This window comes from Vibrio sp. S234-5 (genome assembly GCF_000960595.1).
In the GTDB taxonomy this organism is placed as follows: domain Bacteria; phylum Pseudomonadota; class Gammaproteobacteria; order Enterobacterales; family Vibrionaceae; genus Vibrio.
In genome coordinates this window covers 19,151-35,501 of sequence record NZ_JZAM01000181.1, presented here as the reverse complement: position 1 = coordinate 35,501, position 16,351 = coordinate 19,151, and the positions used below count along the sequence as shown (strand labels likewise).

The window sequence follows — 16,351 nt, the reverse complement described above, 5'->3', positions numbered from 1 at the left end:
CAAAATATGTGCTTTTAGTGCCATTAAGAGTGAAAAAAAGCAAGTGTTTCCTAACGATGTTTTTACACCGATTCAAAAAGCACAGCACGAAATGGATGTAGGCAAAGCATCGGGTGGCGCCGCTTAAGCATTCGCATTTAGTAACGGCAAAACAAAAGGAGCGCCTTTGCGCTCCTTGGGATAATCTCATTCTTGCCTTATTGCGTTCTTAGGCGCTGCCAGTATTTCTCATAAATCGCGAGCGTTTCTGGACCGACATCATTAATAAACTCTCCCTTCTTCATATCTTTATCTGATGGGAAGATGGTTGGGTTGTTTTTCAACTCAGCGGGTAGCAACTCACGGCCAGATTTGGTTGCTGAAGCGTAGCCTAGGCTGTTGACAATCTCAGCTTGGTTTTCTGGTTGGTACATGAAGTTAACAAACTTGTGCGCCAATTCTTTGTGTTTACTACCAGATGGAATGGTGAAGTTATCCATCCACAGAACCGCGCCTTCTTCAGGCATCACGAACTTCAGTTCTGGCATTTCCACTTGGCCTTGGTAGGCGTTCCCGTTCCACTGCATGCCGACAGACGCTTCACCAGACACATACGGCACTTGCGGCGCATCTGAGTTATACAGTAAGACGTTATTCTTCAACGCAACCAAAGATTCGTATGCTTTCTTGATTTCCGCTTCGTTTTTAGTGTTGATACTAAAGCCGTTAAGTTTTAACGCCATACCGAAAACATCACGGATATCGTCAATCAGCATCACTTGTTGCGCGTACTTTTTATCCCACAGATCGGCCCAGCGAGTCAGAGGGGCGTCGACCATGGTTTCATTGTAACTAATACCAGTAATGCCCCAAATATAAGGCAGCGAGTAGTCGTTTTTCGGATCGTGCGCTTGACCAAGCAGACCATCCATCGTGTCTTTCATGTTAGGGATTTTGCTGTGATCCAGTTTGGTCAACAGCCCTTCCCGACCCATTTTTTCGATGAAGTACGCGGAGGCAAACACCACATCGTAACCGCCACCTTTCAGCAGCTTGAGTTTGGTGTACATCGATTCATTATTTTCAAATGTTGAATAGTTAATCGTGACGCCTTCTTGTTTCTCAAACGCCTTTAGAGAAGCTTCAGGTAGGTAACTCCCCCAAGCATAAACGTTCAGCACTTCGCTCTCTGCCTGAGAGACCGCGCTAAAAGAGAGCGCACTCAAAACCAGTCCTTTGATTAATAATTTCATAGTTTGCTATCCAGACTTAACCAGCACCGCGCTGGGGGTCACGCGCATAATTAGGCAATTGTTAAGGATTTGAAAGAAAATTTAATTAATCGTTATGAATAATATTCGTTGTTATTCCTAACATGGTTTATGCTCAAGGGCTGAGCGCGAACTGACTGGAAAACCACGGATTTTTCGTGCTAAAAAACACGCGACAGGTTCACCAATTGTTATCAAGAGCATCACTGCGCATGCCATTTATTTAACTCAAGGAGTCGAGTAAAACGTGACAACACCAAGATATGTAGAAATTAATGATGGCATCCAATCAGTTTGGATGATTGAACGGATCTGGCAACTGGCCGAGACGTTGCCAACCGAAGAGATCCCAATTGCGGATATTTGTGGCCCGGACGAAGTCACTTGGTTTGGTGATTCCGGGCCCGGACCGACTTGTCGCGCGATTGCAGAGCATTGCCGACGGATTAATAACGCGGATCTCAGTTACCCGGTGATTCTCACCGAAGATTACCGCGTTTTTGACGGCATGCACCGCATCGCCAAATGCATCATGCAAGAAAAAACCACCATCGCCGTCAAACGTTTTCGGCAAAATCCACCACCGGATCAAGTGCGTGACTTGAATCAACCCAGCGAATAAAAAAAACAGCGCCCACGTTTTCTCGGGCGCTGTTTCATTTCCGATTTTTTTAAGCGTTTAGTCCCGTAGCGTTGGCCACTTGCGCCACAACCACATTCACCGCTTTGGCAATCTCACTTAACGTCTCGAGCTCCTCTTGGCTAAACGGGTGGTGCAAAATCTTTTCTGCGCCTTGTTTGCCAATCACCGTCGGTAAGCTGAGCACCACATCTTTTAGCCCATATTGCCCGGACAATAGCGTGCCTACCGGTAAAACCGATTTTTCATTGATCATGATCGCCTGAATGATGCGAAACACGCTGGCCGAGATGCCATGGGTGGTATTGTGCTTGCGTTTGAAAATCTCATACCCCGCCTGCTTGACCGATTCCAACAGTTCATCGGCGTCAATGCGTTTGATATGGTTAGTGTCACAGTAGTAATCCGCAGGCTGCCCGGCGATCGAAATCAGGCTCTTCGGGGTAAAACACTGGCTACCGTGTTCGCCAAGCACATAGCCAAAGACATTTTTCGGATCCAGTTGCACGCGATTTGCCACAATGGTCATCAAACGAGCCGTATCGATCACACAGCCACTGCTGATGATTTTCGATGCTTTGAACGAGCTGTTTTTGGCGATGAAGTGGGTGACGATATCGCAAGGATTCGACACCACAATCAAAGTGGCATTCGGTGCAACACGCTCAACCTGATGAGCGATTTCAACACCAATCTTGGCATTGATTTCAGCGATATCCAGACGCGTTTGCCCTTGTTTGATCTGCGCACCCGCGGTAATCACCACAATGTCGGCACCGAGCAAATCAAGATAATTTTGCGTCGGTAAGATGTGGGTATTTTTTGAGAAGGTGAGCGCCGCGGTATGGCGAAAGTCATACACTTCCCCTTCGGCTCTGGCTAAGTTTTGGTCCAATAACACCAATTCGCTGACACTGCCTAAGGTGAGCAGATAATTGCACACTCCCACGCCAACGGCTCCCGCGCCAATTACACCAATCTTCATTTTCGCTTCCCTGATAAAACACTAACTAAAGTTTAATTTTAACTGCGATTATTGATGTCTATCTAATTTAATTTGGTGTTGAGTAATGAATTTGGTGTAAATGGCGATGATGAACACAAAAGTTAGTACATGGCACTGCGACTTGGTCAACCGTTAATCACCTGCCGCAGATTGTGTACGCCGCAGTAAGGAGAGCAGTTTGCCGTCGGTGCGATACAAAATCAGTGAAAACAAAATCAGGCTACAGCCGACTAACTTACTCAACGTCAATACCTCGCCATACCAGCCAATACTGAGAAATACCGTCCAAACCGGCTCTAAAATCATGATTAACGCCGCGTTACCCGGGTTGATCTGCTTTTGCGCCATGGTTTGCATCACGTAGCGCAGCGCGGTCGCCAGTATGGTACTGGCGGTAAACCAGCCCCAAATACTCGGCTCGACGTCAAGCGGCACACTTTCAAACAGCGCACTGGCGGTTAAACCAATCAATCCGGTCACAAACAGTTGAATACAGGTGAGAAGCAAAATGGGTAAAGTCTGCGAATACTTGCTATTGATATTGAAGTGCAGTGCCAGTACCACGGCATTAAACAAAAACCAAAGCTGGCTGGACGAGCTTTGCCAGCCATCTTTGAGCGATAAAAACGCCAGCCCCGACATGGCAATCGGCAGTGAGAGCCAAAAAATGCGTTTGGGCTGTTGCCGAAATAAGATCCAAGCAACAAACGGAACCATCAACATCGACAGGCTAAGAATAAACGCCCCTTCACCGAGGGTATCGCTAATCGAAATGGCGTGAATCCAACTGATCAGTGCCGTTGCAAGTAGGCAACCGACCAAGGCTGCCGAACGGATATCTTGCCAACTCGCGCGGCGCAACGAGCGAAAGCAAAACGGCAATAAACACAGCGAGGCGATAAGAAAGCGCAAACCGACGAAGCCGAACGGCGGTAACCCTTGGATAGTCTCTTTGGAAAAGATCCAGCCAAAAGCGGACAGTATGGTGGCCATGATCAAGATGGCGGAAGCTTTGCGTTCAGAAGTCAATATGATTACTCGTGCTGGTAGGAAGGCGGTCTTAGCCTCCTTCTCTTGGTTATAAGCTATTGTTGCAGATACGCAAAAATAGATTGAGCAAGCGACATGATGCCAAAACGTACCGATGCTATCGAGACAAAGGTCGGTTAAATTCTCACCCAGTGAGAAAGGAAAACGATTAAACTACCATTCGATGTGAATCGGCGTGCCCATTTTCACTAAACGGATAAACTCATCCATCTCGGTATTGTTCAGCGCAATGCAACCGTTAGTCCAATCGAAACTCTGAATAAATTGAGGTGGGCGCTGCTCGCCATCACGCAGACCATGAATTTTGATATCACCACCGGGCGAAACACCCCGTTCGCGCGCTTGCGCTAAATCGGTTTCATTGGGGTAGCTGATGTGCACTGAGCGATAAAACGCGGATTCTTCAGAGACGTAATCCAGCGTGTAATCGCCCTCTGGGGTGCGGTGATCGCCCTCTTGCCGTTTATGTCCCAGTGGATTTTTGCCTAGCGCGATGCGGTATTCGCGAATGACTGTCTCTCCTTGCATCAGGTAGAGGCGGCGTTTGGATTTATCGACTTTAACCAGATCCACCTGCGCCAGCGCTGGCAAGGTCAAAAAGAGAGAAAACATCCACACTGCTTTGCTTTTCAACACGCACCTTCCATCGCTATCCATGCCATTTGCATACTAATGAAGCAAACACTATTGGGCAAACTTATTCGACGCAATTTATCCTACCCAACCCCACCGCATTCAAGTAGTTTATAAACAGAAAGCTTTATAAAAACATTAAATTCTGTGAGGTTACTATGGTAAATGTGCTTTTCTATAGTGCGAAAAACTACGACGAAGTCTCCTTCAATAAAGCCAAAGGCGACCATCCGGTTGAGTATCATTTCCACGATTTTCGCTTAACCAGCAAAACCGCTTCGCTGGCCAAAAACCACGAGGTGGTTTGCGCATTCGTCAACGACGATCTCTCTGCACCGGTCCTGAAGTTACTGGCGGAAGGCGGAACCAAACTGATCGCTATGCGCTGCGCGGGCTTTGACAAAGTGGACTTGGCGGCGGCCAAAGAGCTCGGCCTGCAAGTGGTGCGCGTGCCGGCCTATTCCCCGGAGGCCGTCGCCGAACACGCGGTCGGCATGATGATGTGCTTAAACCGCCGCCTGCACAAAGCGTATCTGCGCACCCGTGATGCGAACTTCTCGCTTGATGGCTTAGTAGGGTTCAACTTCTACGGCAAAACTGTCGGAGTGATCGGCTCGGGCAAAATCGGCGTGGCGGCGATGCGTATTTTCCAAGGATTGGGGATGACTATCCTCTGCTACGATCCGTATCCGAACCCTCTCGCGCTGGAACTTGGCGCACAATACGTGTCGTTGGATGAGTTGTATGCGAAGTCAGACATCATTAGCCTGCACTGCCCAATGAGCAAAGAGAACTACCATCTGCTCAACAAAACCTCGTTTGCTAAAATGAAACGCGGTGTGATGATCATCAACACCAGCCGCGGCGAACTGCTCGATTCGTTTGCCGCCATTGAAGCGCTAAAACAGGGGCAAATTGGCGCGCTCGGTTTGGATGTGTATGACAACGAGAAAGATCTCTTTTTCCAAGACAAATCCAACGATGTGATTATCGACGATGTCTTCCGCCGTCTCTCCGCTTGCCACAACGTGCTGTTTACTGGCCATCAAGCCTTTTTGACGCACGAGGCACTCAATAACATCGCCTCGGTGACGCTAAACAACATCGACGCCTATTTCTCTGGCACAACCAGCGGCAACGAGTTAATCAGCGAATGATAAAATGTCGGGCAGTTTAGTAAAGTGCTACGCTTAGCTATGCTATACTTCCCGACCATTTCTACCAGAGCCCAGTGTTCATGAGCATAAAAAACGACATCCAGAAGCTGCACAACCGTTTAGACACTTGTCAGCGTAAACTTGAAACCGCACGTACTCGCGGTGATCAGGAAATGATCACCAAATTCACCAATGAAGTGGATGAACTGTCTAAGTCACTTTCCCAACTCAAGCACAAGCAAAATTACGAGCTAAATAAAGAGCGTAAGAGTTTGCTCGACATGCCTTTCTCGCGTGAAATCACCAAAGAAGAGCAAGCAGACATTGGTAAACTGAAAAAACGCGTCAAAGGCTTGGTCATCGTCCATCCAATGACCAAAATCGGTAAAGAACTGCGTCTGGATGTGATGACAGGCTTTGCGCCAAAAGCGTTTTAAGCGCTAAGAGAAAAGAAAAGCCTGAGCGACGATCACTCAGGCTTTTTTGCTGTTCATGCCCCCGCGAACGAAGGCATGCTGTTATCGCTCTCTTACAAGGCGATAAAAATGCCCGCCAAACACGCACTCATTAAGTTCGCCAACGTGCCCGCCGCAACGGCTTTCAAGCCCATGTTGGCCACATCGCCACGACGCTCTGGTGCCATCACGCCAATTGATCCCAACTGAATGGCGATAGAACCGATATTGGCAAAACCACACAGAGCAAAGGTGATGATCACTTGGCTGTGTTCAGACAAGAGTGCTTTGTGCTCAACAAAATCGATAAAGGCAACAAACTCATTCATTACGATTTTCTGCCCGATGTAAGAGCCCGCCGCCAACACTTCATGCGCAGGCACACCAATCAGCCACGCTAAAGGTGAGAAGAGGTAACCGAACATCGCTTGCAATGTGATGCCGCTAAAGCCCAGCAGTTCACCCAGATTTTCCAGCCCAGTGTTCACCATCGCGATCACGCTGACAAACGCAATCAGCATGGTTCCGACCGCCACTGCGACTTTCATCCCGCCCATCGCGCCGCTGGCTAACGCGTCAATCACATTGCTTTGATCCGATTTGTCCAGCGCAATGTCGTTGTAATCGCAAGGCGTTGCGCGCTCAGGAATGATGATTTTCGCCATCAATAGGCTACCGGGCGCCGCCATGAAACTGGCCGCAATCAGATATTTAAGCTCAACACCCAAGCCCGCGTAACCGCCAAGCACACTGCCCGCCACCGACGCCATGCCGCCTACCATCACTGCAAACAGCTCCGAGCGGGTCATTTTCGGCAAGAAAGGACGGATCAATAAAGGCGACTCACCCTGCGAGAGGAATATGTTACCGGTTGCAACCAAAGACTCGGCTTTGCTGGTACCAAGAAATTTTTGAATGCCACCACCAAGAAACTGAATCACCTTTTGCATAATGCCAAGGTAGTAAAGTGCCGAAATTAGAGCGCTAAAAAAGATGATGATAGGTAATACACGCACAGCAAAAATAAAGCCTGAAGACGCCAAATCGCCAAATAAGAACGCAATACCTTCATCGGCAAAGCCCAACAAACCTGATACTGCACCACTGAGTGACGCCAGCGCAACTTGTCCCCAAGGAAAATACAGCACCAGCGCAGCAAAACCGACTTGCAGCAGTAAAGCGCGAGACACCGTACGCCAGTTAATCGAACGGCGGCTTTCAGACAACAAAACCGCGCAGCCAAGAAGGGCGATCACACCCAGAAGACCAAATAGAATGCTCATGTGTGATGACCTGCTTAACGTTTGAAAAAGAGTGAAATGCTGACGAAATCAGCAAAAGAGGGAGCAGCATGAAATGGTGAAGTGTGACACCAAGAAGAGTGAATCACTGAGAACGTATAGTTCGACATTTTTATTACCTTATACAAGCTTTGGTAGGAAGCTGGTCCGATCCGTGGGGTCATTCACTCAGGCGGGAGCCTAATTCCTTGTGACGGCTTGTATGGGTAAGAGCAGCGAGCAGTGCTACCCTGAATCCCGTTTAAACGGGTCGCTAGTATAGGGATATGAATGAGATATTCATCACATTTATTTACGCAAACGTTCAAGCGTTTATAAAACAGACAAAACGCTGTTCCACCGCCTTCATAACAATATAAAAACCAAGGTTAATGCTGAATTTTGCCGCTCTTTGCGCAACAAATGTCCAAACAAACCAAAATCATCAATTTCTCTTCAATAAACACTCGCCTAACGAAATTTTTGGATATACAATTCGCTCCGGTTTGAAATGAACCACATCAATATTGAAGCAGTGCTTCAACATCCTATGCCGAGATGGTGAAATTGGTAGACACACTAGCATGAGGTGCTAGCGCCTATGGTGTGAGGGTTCGAGTCCCTCTCTCGGCACCATTCCCTTATTAGATAATTTCAATGTGATGCAAGGTATTAAGCAGGCCAGACAGGCTGCAGATGCAAATCAACTTCTCAGGGAACTTGCTGTTCACGCTTTGTTGCATCTTGAATTTCGTCGCCTTGCTACTGCCGATAAATCCCTGTCTATTAAAGACAGTAACGATTTGCTGCAAAAATGGCTCAAGCCTAAACTGAAAAGCAATCGCTACAAACTGATCAAAAAGCCGCTTAAAACCCTGACCCAGCAAGCCAAAGGCGATCAAGGCAACTTGGAAAAACTGCTGGAAAAATGTGTCGGTGCCGAAACACCACCAACGCAACCGCATCTAGACAGTTACCTCCTGCTGATTAATGAGATCGAGAAAAAACTCGGTACCACAGTGCTGCTATCGCGCGCTGAAGATGTTGACCTTTCTCATGACGAAAATGGTTGCCTGCTGTGTGTTTTGACGCAAAACCTCAACGACCATTTTGATAGCCACAATACCTTGATCAAACCCATTTCGATGCTGTTTCGCGGCCCGATGAGCCAACGTTCACTGTTCCTTGGCGCAATCTACGCCAACAATACCTACGGCTATTCGGTTCAGTACCAAGATGAGCAATTTGTGCGTATTACGCTTGAACTAGCGTAAACCCGTCACCTCACTGTCTTGCACGGCGCAATCACCTCAGCGCAATCCTCCTCAATATAAAATCATTAATTTTCATACAGATAAACAAGTTTCTTCACAAAACACATCACTTAATCTGCGATACGCCTTCAACAATATAAAACCAATTAAATGTGCTACAAATTGCTTAAAGTTGAATTTTCCGATCTAAATCACGCTGCCTCACCTGATTGCTATCTAGTCTAAAGAGGAAAATCAAATTACCGGATTGCCTACGCTAATGATTGTGAATTTGAAAACCTACTCTTGGCTGTTGTTCCTTCTTTCCGTCGGATTGGCGGTAGCTTTCTTTGTATTTCCAGACTTTGCACTCTACTTTGTCGTGCTTTGGCTGATGTGCAGCGCGGCCTTCATTGCTCTCCTCCACATTGCCGCCAACGAGATGGACAGAGAAATTGGTAACGCTAAACAGCAAATCGCAGCTGAGCAGTCTCAATCCCATAAACAGCACGAGCTTAGCGAGCAAGAACATCATATCTGGCATAAGGTGATCCCCATTTGGCAGCGGCACATTACCAGTTGTAAAGACATCTCGGAAAATGCGATTAATGAGTTGTCAAACCGCTTTTCCAATCTGGTCGCCCTGATGATCCAAACCCAAGGCGAGTCCAGTGCGATTAATGGCTCTCAAAGCCATCACAACATTGAACAAGATAGAGATAAATTGACCACTATCTTTTCGCAGTTAAAGGCGTATGACGACGTCACCGACCAGCTATTCGAACAAATCGAATCGCTGGAAAACTTCACTAACGATCTCGACCAAATGGCGCTTGCCGTCGCCAATATTGCCAACCAAACCAACATGCTTGCCCTCAACGCGGCGATAGAAGCGGCAAGAGCAGGTGAAGCAGGACGGGGCTTTGCGGTCGTAGCACAAGAGGTGCGCGATCTCTCAGCCCAATCAGGTACAACGGGCGATCAAATTGCCAAGAAAATCAATGAAGTAAAAGGTGTGATGAGCTCGATATTGGCTTCAGCCTCGTCAACAAAAGATCAAGAAGATAAAACCCTTGAAGAAAGCGAGCATCACATCCAAGACGTGATTGAGAACTTGGGCGCTTATACGCAATCGCTGCACGACGAAGCCGCACAACTGCTGGTCACTCAACAAGAGATTCAACAACAAATTGAGCAAGTGCTGATCGAGTTACAGTTCCAAGACCGAGTGAGCCAAATCTTAAGCCAAATAAGCAAAAGTATGGATGAGCTCAGTAGCAAGGTGCTCGATCAAGAGACTCCGCTGAGTAAGAAAGATATTGATCAGCTACTAGCCAAAATGAAATCGAGTTACACCACGGTGGAAGAACACAGGCAACACGACCCTAAAGCTCGTCATGTAAGCGCATCAGCAGAAAGTGGCTCGGTGAGTTTTTTCTAGCTCCATTTTAACAGAAAGAAGCAGAACAAGGCGCAAGTGGGAGAGCTTGCAGAGAATTTCAATTGATTGAAGAGACGACACTATGGCTAAAACAATACTGGTTGTTGACGATTCAACCTCCATCCGTCAAGTCGTTGGCATTGCGTTACGTGGTGCTGGTTACGATGTCATCGAAGCAAGCAATGGCAAAGATGCTTTGAGCAAAATGACTGGGGATAAAATTCACCTGATCATCAGCGATGTCAACATGCCAATCATGGATGGCATTGCGTTTCTCAAAGAGATCAAACAGCACCCTCGCTACAAGTTCACGCCCGTTATCATGCTGACCACCGAGGCTGGCCAAGACAAGATGTCTGAAGGCCGAACGGCTGGCGCCAAAGCGTGGATTGTGAAACCTTTTCAGCCACCCAAAATGCTGGATGCTGTCGCCAAGCTCGTTCTGCCTTAGCGCTCAGTAGCGCTGTTTAACGCTGTTTTCCCTTTGATTTGTGAAACAAGGAAGCACCATGACGATAGCAATAAAAGCCGAGCAAGGTCATGCCCAGGTGAGCATTCAAGACGAGTTAACCATTTACAGTGTCACTGAAATGAAACAAGCCCTATTCGAGGCCTTGTGCCAGTTCGACTCACTAGAAATTGATCTTGAAGCCATCAATGAGATTGACACTGCTGGCGTTCAGCTCCTGCTGATGCTTCGAAACGAATCGCGCCGACTGGAAAAAAAAGTGCATTTGGCTAAACACAGCCCCGCAGTGATTGATGTACTCGAAACACTCAACCTTGTTGCCACCCTCGGCGACCCTATTTTGTTGCCAGCAGGAGAGAAATAGCCATGTCCGATGATGCCAAATTTATTTTTGTTCAAGAATCGGCAGAGTTGCTCGAACAGATGGAAGATGCGCTACTCGCCATGGAGCAATCTCCGCAGGATGAAGAGCCCGTAAACCAAGTGTTTAGAGCAATGCATACCATCAAAGGCGCGGCTGGCATCTTTGGTTTTGACTGTATTGTCGATTTTACTCACCCGGTTGAAACGCAAATGGATTTGGTGAGAAAAGGGCAGAGAAATATCGACAGTGCCTTTGTGGCTCTGCTACTGAAGTGTAAAGACCACACAGAACGTTTAGTGAGTACCGTCGCTGAGGGTATGGACGCTGAAGTACCCAAAGAACTAGAACAAGCAGGAAAAGAACTGATAGAAAAGCTGCTGCAAGGAACCGTGCCGCCTACCCCGCTCGCAACGCAAAAAACGGCCCAGATTGATGCGCAAAGCGCACAAGAAAGCGGCCGTGATTTTTGGATTATTTCACTGGATTTCAAACCTGACGCCCTTCGTAATGGGCTAGACCCGCTCTCCTTTATTCGCTATCTGCCACGTATTGGGAACATCACAGACATCGTGACACTCACACAAAACTTGCCCCCCGCTGAGGAAATGGATGCAGAGAGTTGCTACCTTTCGTTTCGCATCTCGCTCGTTAGCGATGCAAGCAAAAGCAAGATTGAAGAAGTGTTTGAGTTCGCCAGAGAAGATTGCGACATCCGTATTCTTCCGCCAAAGAGTCTGCAAACCAGTTATTTAGACTTGCTCGATGATCTTCCCGAAGAGAATGTTCAACGCCTCGGCGAGATGTTGATTAACATCGGCGCAATCACTGAACAAGAGCTCGCTTTGGCTCTGATAGAGCAAAGCTCGCCAAGCCCATCAGCCAGCCAACAAGAGAGTGGAAAACCTTTGGGGGAGATCTTGGTCAAGCGCCAAATCGTCTCCGAGCCCGTTCTCGATAAAGCACTACACAAGCAGCAAACCAACCGAGAAAAAGCCAACAAAGAGAACCAATCGATACGCGTCGATGCCAACCGCTTAGGCCATTTAATCAACTTGGTTGGTGAATTGGTCATCTCAAACGCTGCGGTGCGTTTGATGGTCGATAAATATCAGATGCAAGACGCGCAAGATGTGGTCGCCAACGTTGAGGCGTTAGTTGAAGAAATTCGCGACCACGCGCTGCAACTACGGATGGTACCGATTGGCGATACCTTCTCGCGCTTTCGCCGCGTGGTCCGAGACGTCAGCCAAGAGCTAGACAAAGAGATTGAGCTGGTGATCACCGGGGGGGAAGCCGAACTGGATAAAAGCGTGGTCGAGAAAATTGCTGATCCGCTCACACACCTTGTTCGCAACGCCCTCGACCACGGCATTGAATCCCCTGCAGAACGACTTGCCAATGGCAAGCCCAGCACAGGGACGTTGCGACTCAATGCGCTGCACGATTCAGGACACATCGTGATTCAAATAGCCGATGACGGTGCAGGGCTAGATCTGGAAAAAATACGCAAAAAAGCCGAAGTCAACGGACTCATCAAAGCCGATCAGACATTAAGCCGTCGTGAACTCACTCGGCTGATTTTCGAGCCCGGTTTAAGCACTAAAGAACAAGCGAACAACCTCTCCGGCCGAGGAGTCGGCATGGATGTGGTGAAACGCAATATTGACGCCCTGAGAGGCAACGTGGAAGTCGACAGTGAAAAAGGCAAAGGAACGCTGGTCACCATTCACCTTCCTTTGACGTTAGCCATTATTGATGGATTTATGGTCGGCGTCGGCTCTGAACGTTATGTAATCCCGCTTAGCATGGTGGAAGAGTGCGTGGAGCTGGACCCAGCACAATGGTCCTTAGACACCCAGCGCAATCACATCAGCCTGCGCGGCGATATGATGCCTTGCCTACGCTTGCGAGACTTCTTTGACGTGGTGGATGAGGACCGCACTGATCGCGAAAACTTGGTGGTGGTGCGATTTGGTCGCAGCCGAGCAGGGCTGGTTGTTGACCAACTGTTCGGCGAACTGCAAACCGTGATTAAACCATTGGGAAAAGTCTTCCAAGGCCTTAAGGGCATCAGTGGAGCAACGGTGTTAGGTAATGGCAACATCGCTTTAATCCTGGATATTCAAGGGCTCATTACACTTGCGATTAAACAAGGTGAGAGCTCACATCCTAAACGCTCCAAACTCTCCATTAGCTCGCACGCCTATTAGGAGGATAACATGGTGGAACTGATCACAGGGTTCGGCGTTGAACAAGACGAAAAGCAAAATCCTAACGACGAACAAATCGAGCAATATCTGACTTTTAAAGTTGCCAATGAACTGTTTGCAGTTGGCATTTTGGAAGTGAATGAGATTATTGAGTTTGGATCGATGACCCAGGTTCCGATGATGCCCAATTCTATTCGCGGAGTCATCAATCTGCGCGGCCAAGCGGTCCCGGTCGTTGATCTCTCTGCTCGTCTAGGCAAAGGGCAGCGAGCCTTAAACCGACGAAGTTGCATTATTCTCGTACAGGGAACGGGTAAGCCACCGGCACTACCGATTGGAATGTTGGTCGACAGCGTCGACGAAATCGTCGAGATCGAGCAAGCGTGTATTCATCCGCCACCAACCTTTGGTGAATCCGTCGATACACAGTTTATTAAAGCAATGGCTCGCACCAATGAACTGTTTTTTATTCTATTGGATATCAAGCACCTTCTCTCGCATGTGGAGAACATTGCAGCACAACAATGGGAAAGCATTGCAACACATCATTCAACGGCGTTCTCTGAACGCTCAATGACAATTTCATCGAACTCAGAATAATTGATTGGCAAGGGGATGGCGTCATGTTTAGTCGTTTAAAATTAAGCGCTCAAATTAGTTTGGGCTACGCGTTAGTCATGGCGATGTTGATCGCCGTATCAATCACCGCTTATTTCGGTCAATCAAAGGCAACTTCTGGCTTTGACGACTACCGTGAACTGGCTAGGACCTCCAATCTCGCCAGTCAAGTGGAAATCCACATGCTGCTGACGAGAGTCTATGCCAAGGACTACATCATCAACCAGAGTCAAGATTCGTTGCGTCTGTATCGGGACTATTTCTCTCAGTTGATGGAATTAGTCAAACAAGCTGATGGAAGCATACAAAAGCCAGAACGGGCAGAGAATATTAAGCTCATCTTAAGCTCGATTACGCAATACGACGAGACGTTTTCCCGCATCACCAAATTAATGGAGCAGCGTGATGCCATCATGAAACAGCAGTTGGAGCCTCAGGGAGGTACCATGGTCAGCGCCATGAGTAGTATCATGGATTCCGCCTATCGAGATGCCGATCCAAATGCGACTTTCTTTGCCAGTGAAACCCAAGAGTCTCTTCTTCTGGCCCGCCTTTACGTCACGAAATATTTGCTCTCTTACGATCAAGCCGATGCTGATCGCGCATTTAATGAACTCAATGTGGCTATGGTGGAAAGAGAAAAAAGTCTCGATGCTAGTTTAGAAAACCCAGAGCGCAGACGTCTGCTGGAAAATTTCATGGCGGCAAAAGCGCTCTACTCTCAAGCGCTATCAGATATGAATCAAATCGCCAACAGCTTACACAAAATGATCACCGATGACCTCGATCGCCTTGAAAAAATCGTTTCAACGGCCAGTGAGGAAGTCACCCTATCGGTGCAAAAAGATCAAGATACTCTTGGGCCACAAGTCAAACAGGACAATGCAAATACCATCACAACCGTAATTTGGGTGTCTATCAGTGCGATTGTTGTCAGTATCATCTTGTCTTGGTTGTTAGTCCGTATTATCAAAAAACCGCTTGGTGGCGAACCAAGAGACATGGAAACCATCGCTCGCAGAATTGCCGATGGTGACCTGAACATCCGTTTCGAGCATCACGGTCAGGCCACTGGTGTCTACGGGGCGATGCAAGAGATGGTCACGCGCCTTAGCAGCATCATAGAGCAAGTACGCAGCAATGCAGATGCCCTCGTCAGCGCCTCGCAACAGGTTAACGCCACCGCGCAGACCTTAAGTCAAGGGGCAACGGAACAAGCGGCCAGCGTTGAAGAAACCACCGCATCAGTCGAAGAGCTCAACGCCTCTGTTCAGCAAAATGCCGAGAACGCGCGAGTGACCGATGGTATGGCGACCAAAGCCTCTGGCGAAGCAGAGAAAGGCGGCAAAGCCGTTGGCCGCACCGTGCAAGCGATGAAAGAGATCGCCAGCAAAATCAGTTTGATTGAAGACATTGCGTATAAAACCAACCTGTTATCCCTCAACGCCGCAATAGAAGCAGCAAGAGCGGGGGAGCATGGCAAAGGGTTTACTGTCGTGGCTGCCGAAGTGCGCAAACTGGCTGAAAATAGCCGAGTGACTGCCCAAGAAATCAACCAGTTGGCGACCAACAGCGTCTCAATTGCCGAAGAAGCTGGCAAACTGCTAGAAGAGATCGTACCCAGCATCAGTAAAACGGCTGATTTAGTACAAGAAATTGCCGCCGCTTCTGATGAGCAATCCAGTGGTGTGGCGCAAATTAACAGTGCTATGTCGCAATTAGACCAAACCACGCAGCAAAGTGCCGCCTCATCGGAAGAGCTCGCTGCGACGGCTGAGGAACTGAGTGCGCAGGCCGAAGCACTGCAACAAGCGGTCGCTTTCTTTAGATTAAACGTGGCAAGCGATAGCGTGTCAACGCCATCCAAGACAGCCTCGTCGGCTAAAAATTCGGCCTCCTCCCATACGCCGAAGCCGCAACCTTCATTGAGCTATGCGGCTGCGACCGGTTTTGATGAAAGGGATTTTGAACGATTTTAGGAGACGCCATGAAGCAACTGACTGCTCAGGGAAAAGACGTTCGCGATATTGACGGCCACAGCCGTCAATATCTGACGTTTTCCGTTGATCACCAAGTATTGGCCATCTCGATTCTTGATGTGAAAGAGATCATCGAACTCGCCGAAATGACGCGAGTACCGATGACCTCGCAAGAGATTCGGGGCGTCATCAACCTGCGAGGAAATGTCGTGCCCGTGGTGGATTTACCGTTTCGCCTACTCGGCACACCCGCCAAGATGAGTAAACGCAGTTGTATCGTTTTCGTCGAAACCGAGCACGATGAAGAACATAGTCTGGTGGGAATGATGGTCGACAATGTGCGTGAAATTCTCGATATTGCCGACCAACAGCTGCAATCTCCTCCTGAGTTTGGTACGGACATTGCCAACGAGTACATCCACCATATGGCGAGATATAACGAGGACTTTATTACCCTCCTCAACATCAACCGTGTTCTCACCTTAGAAGAGATATCACAACATCAATCCGCAGTGGAACACTTACCAGAAGTGGTACATGCATAAT

Annotated in this window: 16 protein-coding genes and 1 tRNA gene; 12 read left to right on the top strand and 5 right to left on the bottom strand. The window is 48.2% G+C overall.

The annotated features are described in order from the left end of the window. Positions 1–197 precede the first annotated feature (197 nt). Complete coding sequence (locus UF06_RS08515) at positions 198–1,232, bottom strand: spermidine/putrescine ABC transporter substrate-binding protein (RefSeq protein ID WP_045570065.1); 1,035 nt, start codon at positions 1,230–1,232, stop codon at positions 198–200. Between the two features lie 265 nt (positions 1,233–1,497). On the opposite strand from UF06_RS08515, the gene UF06_RS08510 reads away from it, so the two are divergent. Further along, positions 1,498–1,872 (top strand): hypothetical protein, encoded by a 375-nt coding sequence (locus UF06_RS08510; RefSeq protein WP_045570064.1) that lies wholly within the window; start codon positions 1,498–1,500, stop codon positions 1,870–1,872. 49 nt (positions 1,873–1,921) lie between these two features. On the opposite strand, the gene UF06_RS08505 is transcribed toward UF06_RS08510, so the two are convergent. From UF06_RS08505 to UF06_RS08495, 3 genes are all read right to left on the bottom strand, one after another. After that, on the bottom strand, positions 1,922–2,875 hold the full coding sequence (locus tag UF06_RS08505) for a malate dehydrogenase (RefSeq protein ID WP_045570063.1): 954 nt from the start codon (positions 2,873–2,875) through the stop codon (positions 1,922–1,924). 153 nt (positions 2,876–3,028) lie between these two features. Further along, positions 3,029–3,925, bottom strand: a complete 897-nt coding sequence (locus tag UF06_RS08500; protein ID WP_045570062.1) for a DMT family transporter — start codon at positions 3,923–3,925, stop codon at positions 3,029–3,031. 174 nt (positions 3,926–4,099) lie between these two features. Continuing rightward, positions 4,100–4,558, bottom strand: coding sequence for a L,D-transpeptidase family protein (locus tag UF06_RS08495; protein WP_045570151.1), 459 nt, complete (start codon positions 4,556–4,558; stop codon positions 4,100–4,102). A 179-nt stretch (positions 4,559–4,737) separates the two neighbouring features. On the opposite strand from UF06_RS08495, the gene UF06_RS08490 reads away from it, so the two are divergent. Next, positions 4,738–5,736, top strand: a complete 999-nt coding sequence (locus UF06_RS08490; protein ID WP_045570061.1) for a 2-hydroxyacid dehydrogenase — start codon at positions 4,738–4,740, stop codon at positions 5,734–5,736. An 80-nt stretch (positions 5,737–5,816) separates the two neighbouring features. Beyond that, the gene (locus tag UF06_RS08485) at positions 5,817–6,173 is read left to right on the top strand and encodes a YibL family ribosome-associated protein (RefSeq protein WP_039432941.1); all 357 of its coding nucleotides are present in this window, start codon (positions 5,817–5,819) and stop codon (positions 6,171–6,173) included. 92 nt (positions 6,174–6,265) lie between these two features. Here the strand turns inward: UF06_RS08485 and UF06_RS08480 are convergent, their stop codons facing one another. Next, positions 6,266–7,474 carry a NupC/NupG family nucleoside CNT transporter gene (locus UF06_RS08480; protein WP_045570060.1) on the bottom strand — a complete coding sequence of 403 codons (1,209 nt, stop codon included), beginning with the start codon at positions 7,472–7,474 and terminating at the stop codon, positions 6,266–6,268. Between the two features lie 549 nt (positions 7,475–8,023). On the opposite strand from UF06_RS08480, the gene UF06_RS08475 reads away from it, so the two are divergent. From UF06_RS08475 to UF06_RS08435, 9 genes are all read left to right on the top strand, one after another. Then, positions 8,024–8,107 (top strand) — tRNA-Leu (locus UF06_RS08475). 26 nt (positions 8,108–8,133) lie between these two features. Further along, complete coding sequence (locus UF06_RS08470) at positions 8,134–8,745, top strand: DUF2913 family protein (protein ID WP_045570059.1); 612 nt, start codon at positions 8,134–8,136, stop codon at positions 8,743–8,745. A 259-nt stretch (positions 8,746–9,004) separates the two neighbouring features. After that, a complete protein-coding gene (locus tag UF06_RS08465) occupies positions 9,005–10,165 on the top strand; it encodes a methyl-accepting chemotaxis protein (RefSeq protein WP_045570058.1) in 1,161 nt (386 codons plus the stop codon). 82 nt (positions 10,166–10,247) lie between these two features. Further along, positions 10,248–10,616 carry a response regulator gene (locus UF06_RS08460; RefSeq protein ID WP_045570057.1) on the top strand — a complete coding sequence of 123 codons (369 nt, stop codon included), beginning with the start codon at positions 10,248–10,250 and terminating at the stop codon, positions 10,614–10,616. A 58-nt stretch (positions 10,617–10,674) separates the two neighbouring features. Next, positions 10,675–10,998 (top strand): STAS domain-containing protein, encoded by a 324-nt coding sequence (locus tag UF06_RS08455; RefSeq protein WP_045570056.1) that lies wholly within the window; start codon positions 10,675–10,677, stop codon positions 10,996–10,998. 2 nt (positions 10,999–11,000) lie between these two features. After that, a complete protein-coding gene (locus UF06_RS08450) occupies positions 11,001–13,208 on the top strand; it encodes a chemotaxis protein CheA (protein ID WP_045570055.1) in 2,208 nt (735 codons plus the stop codon). A 9-nt stretch (positions 13,209–13,217) separates the two neighbouring features. Continuing rightward, positions 13,218–13,808: a chemotaxis protein CheW gene (locus UF06_RS08445; protein WP_045570054.1), complete on the top strand. Its 591-nt coding sequence runs from the start codon at positions 13,218–13,220 to the stop codon at positions 13,806–13,808. Between the two features lie 23 nt (positions 13,809–13,831). Then, positions 13,832–15,805 (top strand): methyl-accepting chemotaxis protein, encoded by a 1,974-nt coding sequence (locus UF06_RS08440; RefSeq protein WP_045570053.1) that lies wholly within the window; start codon positions 13,832–13,834, stop codon positions 15,803–15,805. Positions 15,806–15,813: 8 nt separating this feature from the next. Beyond that, a complete protein-coding gene (locus UF06_RS08435; RefSeq protein WP_045570052.1) occupies positions 15,814–16,350 on the top strand; it encodes a chemotaxis protein CheW in 537 nt (178 codons plus the stop codon). Position 16,351 lies beyond the last annotated feature (1 nt).

Bases quoted from the DNA above. Each gene is read 5' to 3' on its own strand.
- UF06_RS08515 (WP_045570065.1), bottom strand. From the start codon at position 1,232: ATGAAATTATTAATCAAAGGACTGGTTTTGAGTGCGCTCTCTTTTAGC.
- UF06_RS08460 (WP_045570057.1), top strand. From the start codon at position 10,248: ATGGCTAAAACAATACTGGTTGTTGACGATTCAACCTCCATCCGTCAA.
- UF06_RS08465 (WP_045570058.1), top strand. From the start codon at position 9,005: ATGATTGTGAATTTGAAAACCTACTCTTGGCTGTTGTTCCTTCTTTCC.
- UF06_RS08505 (WP_045570063.1), bottom strand. From the start codon at position 2,875: ATGAAGATTGGTGTAATTGGCGCGGGAGCCGTTGGCGTGGGAGTGTGC.
- UF06_RS08470 (WP_045570059.1), top strand. From the start codon at position 8,134: ATGCAAGGTATTAAGCAGGCCAGACAGGCTGCAGATGCAAATCAACTT.
- UF06_RS08480 (WP_045570060.1), bottom strand. From the start codon at position 7,474: ATGAGCATTCTATTTGGTCTTCTGGGTGTGATCGCCCTTCTTGGCTGC.
- UF06_RS08450 (WP_045570055.1), top strand. From the start codon at position 11,001: ATGTCCGATGATGCCAAATTTATTTTTGTTCAAGAATCGGCAGAGTTG.
- UF06_RS08490 (WP_045570061.1), top strand. From the start codon at position 4,738: ATGGTAAATGTGCTTTTCTATAGTGCGAAAAACTACGACGAAGTCTCC.
- UF06_RS08495 (WP_045570151.1), bottom strand. From the start codon at position 4,558: ATGTTTTCTCTCTTTTTGACCTTGCCAGCGCTGGCGCAGGTGGATCTG.
- UF06_RS08455 (WP_045570056.1), top strand. From the start codon at position 10,675: ATGACGATAGCAATAAAAGCCGAGCAAGGTCATGCCCAGGTGAGCATT.
- UF06_RS08485 (WP_039432941.1), top strand. From the start codon at position 5,817: ATGAGCATAAAAAACGACATCCAGAAGCTGCACAACCGTTTAGACACT.
- UF06_RS08445 (WP_045570054.1), top strand. From the start codon at position 13,218: ATGGTGGAACTGATCACAGGGTTCGGCGTTGAACAAGACGAAAAGCAA.
- UF06_RS08440 (WP_045570053.1), top strand. From the start codon at position 13,832: ATGTTTAGTCGTTTAAAATTAAGCGCTCAAATTAGTTTGGGCTACGCG.
- UF06_RS08435 (WP_045570052.1), top strand. From the start codon at position 15,814: ATGAAGCAACTGACTGCTCAGGGAAAAGACGTTCGCGATATTGACGGC.